The following is a 17,942-nucleotide window of genomic DNA, read 5'->3' as shown; positions in this document are numbered from 1 at the left end:
AAGCTGTAGAAACAAAAACAATGACATGGGAAGACACTTTCCACCAAATTATTGCAGACTTAAAAATAAACCCAAAAGAAACACAAACTGAACATAAAATAAACATTTGCAACAATTTATTTAATTAATATACTATCCAGCACTGACATTAGAGTTTTTCACCTAATCAAGGTCATATAAGGCCATATATTGACACTCATTAAGGACAAACTGCATGAAACATTTGGGGTACTTATTTGGTTTAGGTGTTGCTGCGCTGCCCATTTCCAGCGCACTCGCTGACATCAAATCTCAGTCACTGCATAACAAACAATTTCTGTGGGACGACCTGAAACAGGTTATTTCGCAAGGTCACCCTCACTCATTTTCAGCGTCAACACTTGAGGCCGGCAGACTAACCGCGGAAGAAACAGGACATAAAGTTCACTATAAATTAACAAAAAGAACCGGGGCTCCTACTGTCTATGAACACTATCGTGCTTATGTCGGAAATTATCCGGTGTTATCAAGTAACCTGGTGATAGCACGCAATAACCATGGTGAGATCCGCCAGGCGATGGGCAGTTTAATCTCAGGGGTTGCACCTCAGGGTCGAGCTCAGTTTCACGACATGGCACATACTCAGCTCAGCCAACACATTGAAGCACTGCCTGAACTAAGTGATGTTACCAAGTATAGTTACGAAAAAGCCTTTTTTATCAAAAGTGATGTATTGGTCCCTGTCATCGAAGTTTTTGCGACATTTAAAGATAGAAAAGAAAAGATACTGCTCAATGGTGACGATCTCACTGTCGTTTCTAAGTCTTATAATATGTCGTTTGCGTTTTCTCCTGACTCACTGAAAGACGCAGGGTATGTTGCCGGTGGTGGCATCGGAGGTAACGACAAGCTAGGCGCAATATGTTACTCCCCCAGCCCCGACAGTATGCAAAACTGTACCAGCTATCAGTTTGATGAAATTGCCCCTCAAGGTGCTGAGCTCAGATTTGAAGACCTGAGCCAGAACGCTATTTTTTCTGAGTTTAATGGCTACCCATTCATCGTCAAAAAAGAAAATAACAACTGTATTTTAGATAACCCTTATGTGGTGACTTACGATGCAACTGTCTCCGAAACGACCCCGGTTTCTTATGTCTGTCAGACAAATAACGAAAACTTTGTAAAACGCGAAATTGACCAAACATTTGACGCCTACTATAGCTACAGCCCGGCAAACGAAGCACATTTTAACGCTGGCCTGGTTATGCAGTATTTCCACACACAACTCAAGACTTTGTACCCACAGCAAAGCATTGACTGTGACAGCAGTGGCTACTGTATTAAACCACTTTCCCAGAAAGTAAACCGAAACACCATTTTTGGCACTAACTCCGCTTCCTGGGATGGTGAGTTTGTTAACTATGGCTCGGGCAACGGCGGATATGAGTATTTTGCTCTGACTGGTATGAGTATCGCGGCACACGAAATAGCCCATGCTATTACCGAGTGGAATTCTGGATTGGGAAGAGAGGACGTCGACAGTGCAATTAACGAAGGACTATCCGATATCTCTGCGATTGCAATACTCGACTATTATCAACATACCGCATCAGGCGCTTACACACAGTCTCAGGCATTTGCTGATCAATTTACTGACCAAACAGGGTTGTATACTAAGAACCGTAAGTGGTGGTATGGCTGGGATGTCTTCCCACAGGATAAGGCTGCACGTTTCTTTGAGTTACCTTCCTGGGATGGCCGAAGCATAGATCACGTCAAGGATTTTACCACAGCTAAAACAGGCCATGACAATGGCGGTGTATTGAGAAAAGCGTTTTACGAGCTTGTCAAAACCCAAGGCTGGACCATCCAGCAAGCCTATCGTTTATTTTTGCGCGCCAACACGTCTGGCTGTCTATTCTCAGGCATGTCTTTAAATGAGTTTGGCTTCTGTCTGGTTGATCAAACCGCCCACATTCAAGTCGGTAACAAATCTTTGAACCAGATAAAATCAGACGTATCTCTCAGCCTTGCTGGTGTCGGTATTTCTACTGGAATCGGACTGTCGACATTGGATGCCGATGCATGGCTTAACTACAACCAGGCCAGCTATGATTTAAGTCGTATCAATCAAGATAATATCCGCAGCATTGATGTGAACTGGGGAGACGGCCAAAGCGAGAGCTGGCAGCGCGATAGTGGCACGCCTATCTATCCCTTTTTACAACGCAGTAAACAGGTTGTTGAAGACACCCTGATCCGATTCTCTGTCAATGTAACTACCGAGGATCACAATGGTAACCAGGTAACCCAGTCGGCGTACAACCACTTTTATAGCCGCCCTGCAGCGTTGCGCTGTGAGCCATTTATGAACAACGCTGTACTGCACACCAACACTCTGTCTATCAATAACTTTACTTTGTCGGGGCTCAACGCCGGATACAGAGCAAAACTAGACGCACCATGGCCCGTCGCAAAACCGAGAGAGCACACTCTGAGCTTTGCACAGGACCTGAGCGGCAAACGTGTTTCCGTGTACTTTGATGGCAACAAAAACGGGCTGATGGAATCGAATGAAGCAATACTGTCAAATCAAACCATCGCAGGGAATAACGTCAAGTTCACGCTTGATCAGCAGACTAACCGTGGTCTTGGCCTGCTGCGTGTCGCTATTACTAACAACGAGTTTGACTATTCCTTGTTGGATGCCTGTGGTGTTGCAGACAACGCTCAGGTTGTGGACGTGATGATGGATGTAGACTCTGATAACCTGCCGCTGATCTCTGATTTTGAGGTGCAGTATCTAGATGGCAATCGGGTCAAATTCACTAACACCTCTCAGGTCAATGACGCAAAAAGCCCACAATTCTTTTGGCAATTTGGCTTTGATAATCGTACCAGTACCGCTCGAGATCCAGGGATAATTGACTATCCAGCAAACGGTGGTCAATTTGATGTATCGCTACAAATACAGTACGCCGATCAAAGCGAGACAGATACCAAGCAAACCCGTATCTCACTGGATCCCGTAAACGCTTGTCCAGCCAAAATCAGTGACGGCGCTAATGCAGATGTCATCTATATCGACGACATGAAGTTATTCAATTACTCAACGCAGCTTGCCAATGTCCCCTCCGCAGCAGGGTTCAACCGTGACGGCTACAGTCTGAGCACTTTAAACGGCACCGACATTAAGAGAAGAACGTATATCAGCGTCGAAATCATGACTAATCTCATGCCTCGTTCTACTGCCGAAAACTTACTGCAAAACGGTAACCGTGATGTGCGCTTCACCATTTGGCTGGATGCAGACGGCAACGAGGAGTTCGCATCTTCTGAATCCGGGTTAGACAACGATCCAAACTACAACTACTGGATAGACAATAGCCAGTGCACCACAATTTCCGGTTCTGAATATTGTCGGATCAGCGCCACAAAATCACTGACACTGCCCAATGTCAGCACCTGGGATTGGTCAAAATGGTTTGTATTGCGCTCTAAATTAGAAGAGCGTCCAACCAATGACTATAAGTCAGATGCTTGTAACAGATTTAATTACGGTGAAATTGAAGACCTCAAAATCAAAGTCACCCGATATTAACTAAAACCGCTCGCAGTAATGTAGGCAAAGGCAACTTTGCCTACGAGCTACCTCATAAAACCACTCAAAAAGGAAACTTTATGAAACTTGTTAGCCTAGCAGTTATCGCTGCTTTGGGAGGGGCTTCTCTTGCTACTGTCGCGAGTCCTTTGTCCGAAAATAGCACCGCTTTACCTAAGTCTGCTTTAAAATTTCAGACATTAAGCAGTGCAGAAAAAGTACAACAACGACTGAGTAAGCATGGCCTAAATAAGAGTAACCGTCCGCATTTATTCAACCTGCTGGACAAACGCGAACAGGCGAAAAAATATGGGCTTAAAGCTGCTCAGACAGAGCAGCTTAGCAGTCTGAACAATAGCATTAGCTCAAATTGTAACGCGGATAAAGTGTGCTCGTTTTTCAAACACATGGGTTTGAGAGCTGTTAAAGACGCCACAGGTACAGAGTATGTGATGATTTCAGCCATCAACAGTGAAGTTGCGTCGACGACCTATACCTTTATCGATATTGCGCTGATAGACGAAAATGGCCAGGACATCACTATTCCGCGTTTTGCAGAGTATTATGGCGAAGGGATTTCCAAAAAGCGTATGGACATAGCTTCGCTTGGTAAGCTCAGCGATATCATGCCAAGACTACTTGCTGCAGAACAAATTTTCGCTGATGCCTGGGTGACTGTGGTATACATCGATGAAAATGGCAATGAAGTTGCTGAAGACAAAAACACCATCGTTGAATATTCTAAAGAAACTCTGCTGGCCGAGTTAGGCTATGAGAATGCGCTTTCAGCCAGTCAGAATTTAAAACACGCCACGGCATCAACTCAGGCATGGACTGAAGCACTCCCCTCGTCATCTGTGCCAACTATCCAGCAAGGTGCGATTCTGGAAAGTGCCGTTACCAACCCGGTTGATTTAAAAGAGATCAATGCCGACCCAACACTGGACCGAATCAAAATCTGTCTGAACCGCATGTACAATGACTGTGATTACGACGCTGTCTACCCTCACGGCACGCCTAATGATCAATTAAAGGTGCTTGTACCTTTTTCTGGTTATCGTGATGTCATGGGTAAAGTGACCAAAATCTATCGCCCTGATTGGAGCACCAAAGACGTCACCTATGACGCCAATGGTAACCCGAGCTATACCATCAAACCTGCGGGCACCCAACCGATGGGACTGTACCATGGCACCGAAATTTTTATTCAGACGAAAGAAGGCGGTGGCGCATCCAAGTTAGGGGGTTATCAAGGCTCTGAGCACCTTTTCTCAGATCATATTTCATTGAAATATTTGCAAAAGCAAGTCGGTGACAACGTCTACGATTACACGCGCATCTCATGGAACATCCCACGCTCAAAAGGGGTGTTTGGTGATGCAACGCTTTATGGACGTTATGCCGATGCACACTGGATCATGAACTTATCGGTTGAAGTTGAACAAGAAATGCGTGGCAGAAAACGCCTGCGTAATTTCACCTACGTTGTGGGCAGCACAGACATGCCTGAAGAGCAAACCTGGACAGACATTGAGCACCCACCGATGCAAATGGTGTATAGCTGTCTCGCGAAAGGCTCGATGATCATGCTGGCAAATGGTAAGCAACTACCCATCGAGCAATTACAGGTTGGCGACCTGGTACTTGGCGCCAGTCAGTTTGCTCCAAACTCACACATGCCACTTGAAATCAAAGACGTATCAATAGGTGTTGAAGCTTTACCTATGATCAAGATCACCACAGATTCAGGCAAAGAGCTGCTACTTACTGAATCGCACCCTGTGGTCACTCAATCTGGTGTCTCAGCTTGGGCCAACAAGGTTCAACAAGGTGACCGTATTCACACCACCAATGGCCTGGAGCTGGTCACTAAGATTGAGCAAGTGAAATACGAGGACAATGTTTACAACCTCAAACTGGCTCGTACCTCTGAGGATCCAAAGCACATTACCGGTGAAACTTTCTCAATGTTTGCAAATGGTCTGCAGGTAGGTGATCTGGCAATGCAAAGTGACAATGAATTTGAGGACGAAGTGGAAACAACACAAGACGTTCTAAATCGAATTCCTGAAGCTTGGCACAAAGATTACCTAAACAGCATCCAGTAATCAGGAAATAAACCAGTGAGGCCTCTTAAGGGGCCTCTTCACGGAGTGAACACAATGAATAAAAATCAATTCATTTGCCTTGCGCTGGCACTAACGACATCCCAGGCCCTCGCGCAGGCAACCAAAATACCAGAGAAACTCAGCGAAATAGCCCCCCTCTCTGCAGAGGCAAAAAGCATCGATTTAGTTCCGCTCGGTACAGCGCATCAAAGTAAAGGCGATGTCTTACTGGGCATTCAGTCAGTGCAGGGCATGGCCGTTGAGCACTTGGGCAACACCAGCATTGACTTTCGTGTTGGTGTAGACCTGAGATATGAACAGGCGCTCAAACTCATCGATGGAAAGGTCGATGCGGGCTTCAAGTTTCCGGCTGTGCGCGTTGATGCGGGCGCAAACTATGCAAAAGATATCAGTGCCGACCGTTACACAGGTACCTATACCGTGTATTCGTCGGTCAAACCTAAGTCTCGTATCTTAATGCCAAGTTCAGACCAAGGATATCAACCAACGCAAGCGGCAATCGAGCTGGCGCAAGCTTATCCGGGTAACAAGGCAGCAAACCTCGGTGATGGCTTTGTACAAGGCTTTGCCTATGGCTCCAACGTCGTGATCAATATGAAGATTGATTATCGCAATGAGGAAGACAAACGACAGATAGGCGGCTACCTCAGTGTCGACTGGATAGGTAAGGTCAAGGTTGATGGCCAACTCCAAAAAATTGACGAGGAAAAAAGGCAGTCCGTTAAGATTTCCATCAGTGGCTATCAGAGCGGTGGCGATCCAAACCGGCTGTTGAACATCATTCCAAATGGCATTATGCGTTGTACGCTGCTGAACCCGGAGCCTTGCTTCAACCTGTTCGAAGCCGCTGTGAACTACTTGAAATCAGATTACATCAACCAGTTTAATTCACTGGATGATTACAACATCACTGATAGCTATGTCACACAATACCTGGATTCTGGCGCAGGCTTGCAACAGTTAATCCCAGACGCTGGCTATACCCCGGTCAACTACCTGACAAAGCTCGTTATTAAAGAACTGACTTCTCGCTGGATTGAAGAACGGCTGACTTACCGCAGAGCGAAGAATTTACAGCGCTACTATGCCGCGCAATTCAACGCCGAGCAGCTGAATCAACTGCAGGAAATCGAAACATCCAGCCGCGCCAATGCTAACTTGTTCGCAGATATGGTCGACTATTGTGAACGTAACCCTGAAGGCAATTACTGCCTCGACTATGAGTCAGGTAACTTAGCTTACTATCGCGACTACAGCGCTATCAGCGACGTATTAAAGTAAGGATACCATTATGAAAAAGTTTTCTATAAGCACATCGATTGTGTCTGCCGCTCTGGCTTTACCCCTGCTGGGTGCCACAGCGCAGGCGCAGGATCTCAGCGATGCTCAACTACAGGAAGCCCGTTACAGCGAGCTTGGTGACATGCTAACAGTTACAGAGGCTCAGGGCAGATTCGCCTGGATGCAAAAATGCTACGATGGTTTGCTCGTTGAACTATGGGAGCAGATGTTCGATACCCGTGACATTGTCAGCAAAGAAGAGAAATTACGCCAGCTTAAAGAATTATGGCTGTCGGCAGATAAAATCGCTGCGGGCAAAGCGCAATATGTGACCTTTGCAAATGAAGATTTCAGCAATCCTTATAACTGGGTTGCTGGCACCAGTGATAGTCAGGCATGTACGCTTATGCCACCAGAGTATCAACCTGTGGCTTTGAAAACCACTGTGCTGTCACATAACTACTGTGACAATGCCAGCTTTGATAACGAGTGGGAATGGATCTCCAAAGTAACTATTGAGGACTTCGAACATCAATCTGGCACCAAAGCACACACTATGGTGTCTGGAAAAGTGGTGACGCTGCCCGCAAACCGAAGCGTCAAGGTATCTATCACACCGGGCAATCTGGAACCTGATTTTCCTTCATATGTGGTTGCACGAGTCTGGGTTGACTGGGATCACAATGGTCAGCTGGACAACAGTGAAATGGTCTACAAATCTGCATCAGATGGGGTGTTCAGGTTTACCATGGACATTCCGGCGGATGTGCCCGAGGGCACCACATTGATGCGCATTGCAACCGATGCGGGTGGTGGCTCAGACAACGCATGCTCCCGTATTCAATATGGTGAAGTCGAAGACTACCTTGTAACGGTTCGTTAAGGAAAGATGATATGAAACCTATTTATTTATCTGTTTTTGCACTGGCAATGACAGGACAAAGCCTTGCTGCACAAGAAAAAGAGGCGAACATTTCAAGCGCCAACTTGTCTGGCTCTGTGATCTCGGGCCTGATCAACGATCATGTTGCCATGGGTACAGCGTATGACAGCCAAAAGAAACGCTTTCTCAATGTACAGCCTGTTGCTGGTGTGGTTGATGAGACCTTTGGCAATACCGAGCTCAAGTTTAAAACCGGCATTGATATGAGCTATGATGATATGCTCAATACTTTGAACGGTAGCGTGGATGTCGACGTTAACTTCCCGGTTGTTCGCGTCTCTGCGGGTGCGTCTTTGGCCAAAGAAATGGCTTCCAGCACTTACTCAAGCTCCTACACCTTTAGCGCCTCAAGTACGCCGAAAAAGCGTCTGTTCTTACCTAAAGACCAAAACCAGGGCTACACCCTGTCACAGGTAGGCAGTGATGTCGCCAACAACCATCAGACCAAGCTGCAAACGCTGGTTGGCGATGAGTTTGTAACCGGCATTGAATACGGAGCAAACGTATTGGTAAACCTTAAGATCGAATACGGTAGCAACCAGGACAAATCAGACATTGGCGGTTATCTGGATGTTGATTTGTATGGGGGTGTATTCAACGTAGGCGGTCAGCTTAGATACCTCAAGGATGAAACCAAATCTTCTGTGAAGATCACAGTACGTGCCATCCAGCAAGGGGGCGACCCAAAGCAGCTGCTAACCATCATACCAAACAACATCATCACCTGTTCACTGGACAATCCAGAGCCATGTTTTGATATGTTCTATGAAGCCGTGAAGTATGCCAAGTCTGGTTTCAACTCGCAGCTCAATTCATTGAGTGATTACAATGTGGTGCGCTATTACACCACGCGTTACGAAAACTCTTCACTGGCGTTACGCGCGTTAGTGCCTGAGTATCAGATAGTCAGAAATGCAACCAAATGGCTGATCAGTGAGCTTGAGGATGATTTCAAACAGGCTATTTTGGACGAGCAGCGTGCGGATAAGCTACTCAATAGCTACTATGCCTACTTACCCGCGTCACAACGTCTGGCTGTGGAGCAGATCAAAGATCTGGCTTATGACAATGCCTGGTTCTTCTTCAATGCCGCACAGTTTTGCCGCGACAACCCATTTGGTTACGCATGTGAAAACAAGGTGCAGGAAATGAAGAGCGCCTGTGTGCAACGCGGTAAAAACTGCCCGGCCACCTACAATGTGACTGACTTGCAACTACCAAGCAACGATCAACAAGATTGGAAGCAGTGTGAGTTAGCAAGACAAGAAGCCGTGCGCGCCGGCATCGTCACTGAAGAGCAAAGTGCACGTTTCAGAAACATGCGCTGGGCCCCGACTTTCATCGACGTCACAGCCCCGGCTCGTGGGATCCTGAACTGGCGTTTGTGTGAAGGCGCTCTGACCACTTACGGTACGGCGTTTGCGCAATAACCTGCCATAATTAATCGCAATGTGCCGGAGCACATTGCGATTTCTTTTCAGGGAGCGGATATGAAAAAGTTTTTACCTTTACTGGCTCTGGGGTGCGCATTCGCAGCACATAGCCGGGTCTACTACAGTGAAAAAGTCGGTGCTAACGACCTTGGCCGGGCTTTTGACCCAAACATGCATCAGCTGAGTGATATTTGCTTGCAGGGCACACCTGTGCTGCATAATGAACTCAGCGGCAGTCTGGATTATTTCCAACGCGTTGACGAAACCTTGATCAAACGCCGTACATTCGGTGAGGTACATGGCGGTGTTAACCTGTTCATTATTGCCGGTAGTGTGTCGACTTCAATGACACATCGTAACGCCACCGATCAACGCACACTCACGTCGCAGCTTCATCTCAAGTTTGATGAAGGCTATAGCACCTTAGAGGATCGTCAGGTAAAAGCCGGCGTCGATCTGAAAAACTGCGGTAGCCACTTTGTTTATCAAGTCAACTTTGGCCGCGATTTGTTCGTCAACACACGGCTACATTTTAGGACCGAAGAAGATTACAAACGCTTTGTCATTAAAATTAAGATACGTTTGCTGTTTTTCAAAAAGACCATCACCAAGGTCAAAGAAATCGAAAAGTATGCAGAAAATGCTGTGTTCAGCGTCGATGTGAACTCAAATGGACCATTACCAGCTAAGCTGCAGCAGCAACTCAGTGAGCAACCGACTTATTGCCGGGGCGGTAACATCACACCCTGCCTGCAAACATTGGAGAAGCTTGTAGCATATAGTTTCGACCCCAATGGACTCATGTTGGATTTGGCCGACTTAGAAAAAGTGCCTCGTAGCTTTGTGGTAAAAAGCTTCCAGGATTCAGGCCACTATGGTGCCGCTGACTGGGCATCTGTGATGAGTAATACTATGTATGAGACAACCTGGCGGTGGGCTGAGCATCAATATGGTGAAGCAGTCAGACATTTAGAGCGTACTAAAGCGTTCCTTGCGGTGGCCAGTGAGGCTGAAAAACCCGCACTGGAAGCCCAATTTGAAGCCGCTCAGATAGCACTCAGCGATGCTCTGACACTACGTCAAACCTGCCTTGCCTCCCCCTGGTTAAGTCAGTGTGGGCCCTAAATAAGCATGTTATTTCCTCACTCAAGTGGCTTGCCTTATTAGCCACTTAGGAGGAGGCGCTTCATTGAAATGAATAAAATTCATCTTCTACTTTAGTCCAATCCGATTGCACTCAAATTTGATTTATGTCAACGTCTGCTCAACAAACACAAAATAATTACATAACATCAACAGAGTAGTAGAAGTGATGACAACGACTATTAAACTTTCGCCAGTTGCACTGGCACTCTTTGCGTGCTCCGCTGCCATGGCAGAACAATCTAACGAGCAAAACATAGAAACCATCTCAGTATTGGGCTCTAAGGTCTCCAACCGGACGGCCACCGAGTCGACCTCTCCCATAGACATACTGGACACGGATCAACTAAATAAAGGCGGCTTTACTGAATTAGGCCAGAGTCTGCAATCCATCGCCCCCTCATTTAACTTTAGCAGGACTCAGGTTTCGGATGGCTCAGATCTGTTCCGCCCGGCAACATTGCGAGGGCTGCAACCGGATCAAACTCTGGTGCTGATCAACGGCAAACGTCGTCATACCCAGGCTATCTTCGGACTGTCTGGGACGGTTGGAGCCGGTGCTGCGGGGACAGACATGAACTCCATCCCTATGATGGCGCTGAAGAATGTTGAGATCCTCAGAGACGGCGCCGCAGCGCGTTATGGCTCAGATGCCATAGCGGGCGTTATTAACCTTTCTTTGAACGACAGCACCGGCGTCACGACTGGTTTTGTACAGGCCGGTTCAACTGGTGAGGGAGATGGGGATACCTATTCACTGGGTCTGAACCGAGGGTTTGATTTGGGCAGCCAGGGCGGCTTTATCAATGTCTCCTTGGAATATCGCGATGCCGATGGTACCAACCGGGCCGAGCGTGATACGGGTGGCTCCTCAACCATAGCGCCAGGTACTTTGTCCGATGATGTACGCTGGAAGCAGGGTAATTCTGACAGTGAGTTTATCTCTGTGTTCTACAACGCTGCGCTGCCTGTGGGTGACAAAGAGTTGTATTCTTTTGCTGGCTTCTCAAACCGGACTGCTTTAGGTAACGGCTTTTACCGCGACTTTAATCGTGCAGAACGCAACGTCCCCCAGGTGTATCCGGATGGTTTTCTACCGCGGATCGATAATGAAGCTGAAGATCTGTCCTTTGCAATCGGCCTGAAAGGCGATATCAACCCGGACTGGGCATTCGATGTATCCAGTGTATACGGCGAAAACCAGTACGACTATTCATCATCCAATACCATCAATGCATCTTATGCAGCCGAATACCTGGCAAATAATCCCAGTGCATCGGCACAAGACGTTGCCAGCAATGCTGGTCCCAGAGGCGGTTATTCGGGTGGTTTCAGATTCGATCAGTGGACCACGAACCTGGATATCAGCGGCATTATTGATATAGGCGGTGGCGAACCGGTTTACCTGTCTGTAGGTGCCGAATACCGTAAGGAGAATTATGAGATTGTTCCGGGTGAGGTAGCCTCTTATGCATGTGGCGTATCGAATTCTGACCGCTCTTTCCCGTCTGTCCTTGATGCTGAAATTTTTGCCGACTGTGGTTTTCAGGCTTATCAGGGGCTCAGACCGGATGCAGCCAACAAAGCCGAACGCTCCAGTCATGCCATTTATATTGAAGCAGAAACCCTGCTCAATGAAGACTGGCTGATAAGCGCAGCGCTACGCTATGAAGACGTGTCTGACTCAAATGATGACACCATCTGGAAACTGGCAACCCGTTATGAGCTGACGGAAGATCTGGCGCTACGCGCGGCAGCGTCAACAGGTTTCAGAGCGCCGTCGTTGCAACAATCGGGTTATACCGCCTTTACCACGACACTGGGTGGAGATGGCGCACTGGCTACCTCTTATACGGCAACCGCTGGCTCCCCGTTTCCCGCCGCGCTTGGCGTAGATGGCCTGCAACTGGAATCCTCGGATAATTATAACTTAGGTCTGGCCTGGGATGTCAGCAATGATTTTTCTGTCACTTTGGATTTCTATCAGATCAAGATTTACGACCGCATCAACCTCGGCAGCTTTATTGGTGTAAACAGCGATGAGCTGGCTGCTTTCCCGGCCGCCAACGCCGCATTAACAGCCACTGGTGCCGTGCAAGGTAACTTTTTCTCAAACTCGCTGGATTCGACAACCCAAGGGTTTGATTTAATCGCCTCCTATTCTCTGGCTCTGGCAGCTGGTGAGTTGGACATCACCTTTGCAGCGAATAAAAATAAGACCGAGATTGACAAAGTTAACGCGCCTCAGGGTATTCCTGACAACATTGTACTTGATTCACAAAGACGCTCATTCCTGACCCATGGTCAGCCAAGAGAACGTGCCACGCTCACCTTTGACTACCAGCAGGACGACTGGAATACCCTGCTGCGTTTTAATTACTTTGGTAAAACTGAAGTCAGCTACTTTGCTGGCGGACACATTGTGCTACCAGATTTCTTGTCGCCAACCAACAGCTGGCAGGAAACCAGTGTAGTTGAGTCGGCCGTTTTAGTTGACATCAATGCGGGTTATCAGCTAACCGACAGCATTGCGCTGTCCGCCGGCATTGATAACCTGTTCGATGAAACACCAGATGAGCTAGGCGAAGATGAGGTACTTAACTTCATTACCAATGGCGCGATGCGCTACCCATTGCGCGCTTTACCCTATGGCTTTGACGGTATGACTTACTACGCTAAGGTGAGCTTTAGCTTCTAAACATGAAAAGGGGTGAGAGTCATCACCCCTTTCCTTTTAGCACAGGTATGCAAAGGCGTTCTTCGCAGAAAGAGTTCAAACAGGCTGACTAATTCTGTATGTACCCTTACTTAGCATCACTTAGGCGACTTATCATCCGCCAATATTAGATGAGACCCTCTGGCTCATTTGCATATCCTCTGCAAACTCGCTCATACCCGGGCGCTTGTAAAACACTGTGCGGGTGTAGTTTGAAATAGCCCAAATAACCCCTTCTCTGTCTACATCAATATTGTAAAAAGCGCCAAACTGAACCAGTTCACCATAGTTCAATGTATACACACTCTGCGGGCCATCATTGCTGCCATACACGCTTGCAACCAGATAAACCTCACCACTACCTACCGCAAGGTCTTTAAGTGTGCATAGCTTTCCACACGCAACTGATTGCTGCTCCCAGCTTACCCCATTAAACTTATATAACTTGTCACTTTCGGTGATCGCCCAAATTACCCCACCCAGTGCAACATCAATTTTGGTAATGAATTCGTTGTCAATTCGATAACTGCCTTCGAAGTTTTCTGTAGCGTTATTGAATTTCTTTAAAGTGCCATCTCCGTTAACGCAGTAAACATGATCTACCGTGAATGAACTGACATCCGTTGCGCCCCAGCAGCCGGTCACAGGCTGCCAGTTACCGTCTTGATATCTGAATGCATTGCCACTTTCAGAAACGCTGAATGTCGCGCCTTCGTAGTATGCATAGCCAGGATCATTGGGTGAAGTACCAAATTGGTAATGAAAGTACCCACCAGAAGCCGCAACCGCTTTTTGTCCATAAGGGAGGGCGATTTTTTGCCAGGTACCCAATGAGTCATCTTTTTGCACATAAGGTATGCCCTGATGATCAATCGCAACACGCACAGGTGAATTAGCATGTCCTTCTGCCAGTACGCTTGCGGAAGAAAGTGTGGCCGATGCGATAATTAAAGCCTGTGCTACGTGTTTTATTTTCATATCCTTACTCCTGTAGATGACTGGCTTTAAAAAGGCACAAACGCCACTGAGCGTAGCAAAATCTCTGCATCCCAAACCTCTGCACCTAAAATCTAGCCAGCGTTATTTTGGTAACATTTTTAACCATGCATGGCGCTAGCAACCTTGATTTCAATCAAAGGTTCGTAGTAGTTCCTAAAATTAATACTTTTGTCAAGAAAGTGACTAATCTGGTAATAAATTATCAGATGCAGGGCTCACCCTTGGGCGATACTCCGTTGCGCCCAGCCAGCAGTTGAGGAGAGTTTCATTAAACACCAATATAATAAAAACGAATAATATATTCCCATGAGTTTACTTATAGACCTCATTAATATCTCACATGAGAGTAAATATTTGCTCTTTTTAATAACGACGCTCAAGTGTAGATAGCTGTAAACGGATCAAAAATTCGCTACAGATAACTCTCACAGGAACAAATGGCTCCACCGGATAAATATTAAAAGCAATAAATACAAAAACATAGATTCTAATACTTGATGTAATTAACCCGTTTTTATTGCTTTTATTTGCTCTGTGGCTGCCATTTTTTGCACTGATTTTGTGACTAATACTTATTCATTATCAGCAATAATAATTCGTTATATCATAACAAAAGAATTACAAAAAAAGAACTTTGCAACTTAATTGACACATTTGTTAACTTTAATTATATTCACCTCCCTCTCCCAGCCAACCGAAGAATAAAAAATGAAGAAACTGACTTTTTCGCTTATTTTAATAGGCATATTAATATCATATTGGCTTTTTTCCGGACCAAACTCAGAAGTTCAACATATTCAACCCACGCAAAAAGATGCGTTAATAGTGAATAAAAACGTAGACAAGGCAGAGCCCCTTGTTGTTTCAGCTTCACCTAAGCAACACATAGAAGTTGCCCAAAATACAACAAAAGAAATAACGCAGGACGTGGAGCGATTACCGCAAGATATTGGAGAAATAGCATCAATCTCTGATAGCGCCAAAGCCATATTGATAGAAGCAGGCGTGCTGGTAAAAGATATTAGTGAAGAGGCCTATGTCGAATTCAACCTAGCTGCCATGCAGCAACTGGAGGTTGGCGATACCTTTGACTTAACTATCCCACAGACCACCGAAATGCATCGGGCAGAAGTCACTCAGGTGGATGTATTTCCCAACGGTGACAAAAGCGTTTTTGCAAAAGTAACCGGCTCGGATAACCGCTTTCATAATTCGGTAATGACAGTGGGCAGTGATGCCATTTACGGACAATTCACCGTACCTTCTGGCAACTATGTTTTTGAATCCCATGGAAAACATGGCTGGATAGCCGCAAAACGCGACCTGTATAAAAATCATGTAGAGCACACGCCTCAAGAGCGTGTGCCTGCAGAAGGGGCTAAAGATCTCTTTTCCCCGCCTATCAACACTCAAACAACAAGTAAGAAGTAAGGAAAATCAATATGAAAAAAGCAATCTTGGCGTCGGCACTCACCTTAGCCTCAGGTTTCACTCAGGCGAACACAATCGACATTGCTATCCTGTATAGTGACGAAGCAGCAGCCAATACATCAAACATCCAAACGAAAATCAATCAGCTGATCTCATTTTCGAATCAGGTGTATAGCCAAAATGAAATTAACTTAAGGCTTAACCTGGTTGCTTCAGCTTCTATCGGCAATGCGCAGGTAACAGCTGACGAGAACTGGTTAAACGCACTGACGGACAGTACATCCATCGCACAATATCGTGATGCAAATAATGCTGACATGGTTGCATTATTGGGTGTTGGTTCATCTGCAGGCAGCAATCTCATTAGCTGTGGTATTGCCTGGGTTGGCCAGGGCAGCAATGGTAATTTGTATTCGTCTCAGGTCAACAAGATGTATTCCATCACTGCTGTTGACTGTGGTGCTACCACCTTTGTTCATGAGTTAGGCCACAACCAGGGTTTAACACACGCTCGCAGACAGGGTGACACATCGGGTGGTGTATACCAAGATGGTATGGGGCATGGTGTCTATAATGTATTTACCAGCATCATGGCATATCCGCATGTCTTTGGCAGTGCAACACAGTATGACTACTTCTCAAACCCTAACTGGACAGCAAACGGCTATCCTTTCGGCGTTGAAGGCGAGTCGTACGCATGGAAAACTGTGAATGCAACAAAAGACGACATTGCAAACATGAAATAATAAGCTGCCTTTATCTTCTATCAGGCAAATAGTCTTTGGGCGCTCGATGATGGGCGCTCTTTTTGTGCCACCAAATTACATGAAATTGAAAGCGACGTCTGTAATAAACCCGTAACGGCGACGCGCTTGGACTGCCACTCGTAATTATACACATATGCACCAACAGCCTGAGCTTATCTCGTTACACCAATCAATGTGACACTTACCGGGCACCTCCATACATACTTTGGATCCTAGAACGGTCTCAGCCTCTCCCGTACCCCCAAAAATCAGCCTCAGAGAGGCATGAATATAATAAAATAGAATAAGGCACCTTTTATTACCAATTAGCCAATAAAGCTAAAATTAATTGAACAAGATAACAAAACAAACGGATGACAAAAAACCGTTATTAGCTTAAGAAACAAACACCCCTGTTAAGAAAAAACACTTATCCTCAACAAACAACAATTTCAGTTCAGTGTATAAACATCTGCAAGACACAAAATAGAAACCCAAGGTTAATATAAATGAAATTGACAATTTAAACACCAAAACATCAAATATACCCCGATTCAACTGAATCACTTAAACTAAAACCCTAAAAAGGATTATTAAGATGAAAGTTAGTTCTATTGGAAAAATTGCAACATTATGTTTGGCAGTAGCTACAACGGGTGTATTTGCAGCTCAGGACACAGCAGATTATATGGAGTATAACCTGGGAGACAGCATCTACAGAATTCCAGCGTCACAGGCTAACAATATCGATGAAATCATCACATTAATTGAAAGCCGCAATGACGTTTCTGACTATGGCGTTGTGACATTAAAAGCTGACATTCCGAATGCTGAACTGTCAACATCTGACTTCTCAATACAAGCAGGTGGTTCACTTCGCCTGTATAGTACATTCAACGCAGGTTACCTGAACGACTTTGATGCAGTACTATCATACACATGTCCTAGCAACATGTTTATCAAGTCAATCTCAAGCTACCACGACAATAAGAGAGAAGACCGTCGTTTTAACATCGAGTGTGGCAAGTACACTACGTCTGGTGGTGCACGCCTTTACCGTAAAACAGTAAGTTGGACCGGCTATGTAAACTCGTACGATCAGGCTTTCAACTATACCTGTCCGGCTGGTAAGTTCTTGGTTGGTGTATACAGTGTACACAGCAACAGACATGAAGACCGCGTATTCAAGTTCGCCTGTGCCGCTATGGCTGAGTCTTCAGCAAATGGTTTTGCACTAAGTGCTGAAACATGTTCGAACGTAGGCCCAACTAACTTTGACCAACCCTGGCACCTGGGTTCAAACGGCGCAATTGTAGGTATGGCTAGCCGTCACAGCAACTCTCACGAAGATCGCGAAACAAGTGTTTCTTTCTGTACTTCAGTATCTGACTGGTAATAGCAGTTAGTATGCAGGCCACGGCGGGATCACACTTTGTAAAAAGGCTTTAACACCCGCCGCTTTTCTGATCTAATAACGCCCACTTTTATCACCATCTACTTGTTAATTATGTCATTATTTAGCCACCTTGAACTTGTTGAAG

At 46.0% G+C, this 17,942-nt stretch carries 11 protein-coding genes; 10 read left to right on the top strand and 1 reads right to left on the bottom strand.

Annotated elements, in window-relative coordinates:
• Positions 1–214 precede the first annotated feature (214 nt).
• From NH568_RS19525 to NH568_RS19495, 7 genes are all read left to right on the top strand, one after another.
• Positions 215–3,580 (top strand): M4 family metallopeptidase, encoded by a 3,366-nt coding sequence (locus NH568_RS19525; RefSeq protein WP_253050041.1) that lies wholly within the window; start codon positions 215–217, stop codon positions 3,578–3,580.
• 80 nt (positions 3,581–3,660) lie between these two features.
• A complete protein-coding gene (locus NH568_RS19520) occupies positions 3,661–5,688 on the top strand; it encodes a Hint domain-containing protein (RefSeq protein ID WP_253050038.1) in 2,028 nt (675 codons plus the stop codon).
• A 54-nt stretch (positions 5,689–5,742) separates the two neighbouring features.
• A complete protein-coding gene (locus NH568_RS19515; protein ID WP_253050036.1) occupies positions 5,743–6,990 on the top strand; it encodes a hypothetical protein in 1,248 nt (415 codons plus the stop codon).
• A gap of 10 nt (positions 6,991–7,000) precedes the next feature.
• A complete protein-coding gene (locus NH568_RS19510; protein WP_253050033.1) occupies positions 7,001–7,873 on the top strand; it encodes a GEVED domain-containing protein in 873 nt (290 codons plus the stop codon).
• A gap of 11 nt (positions 7,874–7,884) precedes the next feature.
• The gene (locus tag NH568_RS19505; RefSeq protein WP_253050030.1) at positions 7,885–9,363 is read left to right on the top strand and encodes an internalin; all 1,479 of its coding nucleotides are present in this window, start codon (positions 7,885–7,887) and stop codon (positions 9,361–9,363) included.
• 60 nt (positions 9,364–9,423) lie between these two features.
• Positions 9,424–10,491, top strand: coding sequence for a hypothetical protein (locus NH568_RS19500; protein WP_253050027.1), 1,068 nt, complete (start codon positions 9,424–9,426; stop codon positions 10,489–10,491).
• Positions 10,492–10,678: 187 nt separating this feature from the next.
• The gene (locus NH568_RS19495; RefSeq protein WP_253050024.1) at positions 10,679–13,207 is read left to right on the top strand and encodes a TonB-dependent receptor; all 2,529 of its coding nucleotides are present in this window, start codon (positions 10,679–10,681) and stop codon (positions 13,205–13,207) included.
• A 132-nt stretch (positions 13,208–13,339) separates the two neighbouring features.
• Here NH568_RS19495 and NH568_RS19490 read toward each other — a convergent pair whose 3' ends face one another.
• Positions 13,340–14,203 carry a hypothetical protein gene (locus tag NH568_RS19490; protein ID WP_253050021.1) on the bottom strand — a complete coding sequence of 288 codons (864 nt, stop codon included), beginning with the start codon at positions 14,201–14,203 and terminating at the stop codon, positions 13,340–13,342.
• A gap of 729 nt (positions 14,204–14,932) precedes the next feature.
• Between NH568_RS19490 and NH568_RS19485 the strand changes: the two genes are divergently transcribed.
• The 3 genes from NH568_RS19485 (at position 14,933) to NH568_RS19475 (ending at position 17,797) form a co-directional block, all read left to right on the top strand.
• Positions 14,933–15,655 (top strand): hypothetical protein, encoded by a 723-nt coding sequence (locus tag NH568_RS19485; RefSeq protein WP_253050018.1) that lies wholly within the window; start codon positions 14,933–14,935, stop codon positions 15,653–15,655.
• 11 nt (positions 15,656–15,666) lie between these two features.
• Positions 15,667–16,401 (top strand): zinc-dependent metalloprotease family protein, encoded by a 735-nt coding sequence (locus tag NH568_RS19480; RefSeq protein WP_253050015.1) that lies wholly within the window; start codon positions 15,667–15,669, stop codon positions 16,399–16,401.
• A gap of 598 nt (positions 16,402–16,999) precedes the next feature.
• Positions 17,000–17,797, top strand: a complete 798-nt coding sequence (locus NH568_RS19475) for a dermatopontin-like protein (RefSeq protein ID WP_253050012.1) — start codon at positions 17,000–17,002, stop codon at positions 17,795–17,797.
• Positions 17,798–17,942 lie beyond the last annotated feature (145 nt).

The sequence above is a fragment of the Pseudoalteromonas sp. XMcav2-N genome (genome assembly GCF_024124545.1).
GTDB lineage: Bacteria > Pseudomonadota > Gammaproteobacteria > Enterobacterales > Alteromonadaceae > Pseudoalteromonas.
The sequence above is the reverse complement of the archived record's forward strand: the minus strand, read 5'-3'. Positions and strand labels throughout refer to the sequence as shown.

Coding starts and splice junctions, on each gene's coding strand:
- NH568_RS19525 (WP_253050041.1), top strand. CDS start 215: ATGAAACATTTGGGGTACTTATTTGGTTTAGGTGTTGCTGCGCTGCCC.
- NH568_RS19480 (WP_253050015.1), top strand. CDS start 15,667: ATGAAAAAAGCAATCTTGGCGTCGGCACTCACCTTAGCCTCAGGTTTC.
- NH568_RS19510 (WP_253050033.1), top strand. CDS start 7,001: ATGAAAAAGTTTTCTATAAGCACATCGATTGTGTCTGCCGCTCTGGCT.
- NH568_RS19490 (WP_253050021.1), bottom strand. CDS start 14,203: ATGAAAATAAAACACGTAGCACAGGCTTTAATTATCGCATCGGCCACA.
- NH568_RS19500 (WP_253050027.1), top strand. CDS start 9,424: ATGAAAAAGTTTTTACCTTTACTGGCTCTGGGGTGCGCATTCGCAGCA.
- NH568_RS19495 (WP_253050024.1), top strand. CDS start 10,679: ATGACAACGACTATTAAACTTTCGCCAGTTGCACTGGCACTCTTTGCG.
- NH568_RS19515 (WP_253050036.1), top strand. CDS start 5,743: ATGAATAAAAATCAATTCATTTGCCTTGCGCTGGCACTAACGACATCC.
- NH568_RS19485 (WP_253050018.1), top strand. CDS start 14,933: ATGAAGAAACTGACTTTTTCGCTTATTTTAATAGGCATATTAATATCA.
- NH568_RS19475 (WP_253050012.1), top strand. CDS start 17,000: ATGAAAGTTAGTTCTATTGGAAAAATTGCAACATTATGTTTGGCAGTA.
- NH568_RS19505 (WP_253050030.1), top strand. CDS start 7,885: ATGAAACCTATTTATTTATCTGTTTTTGCACTGGCAATGACAGGACAA.
- NH568_RS19520 (WP_253050038.1), top strand. CDS start 3,661: ATGAAACTTGTTAGCCTAGCAGTTATCGCTGCTTTGGGAGGGGCTTCT.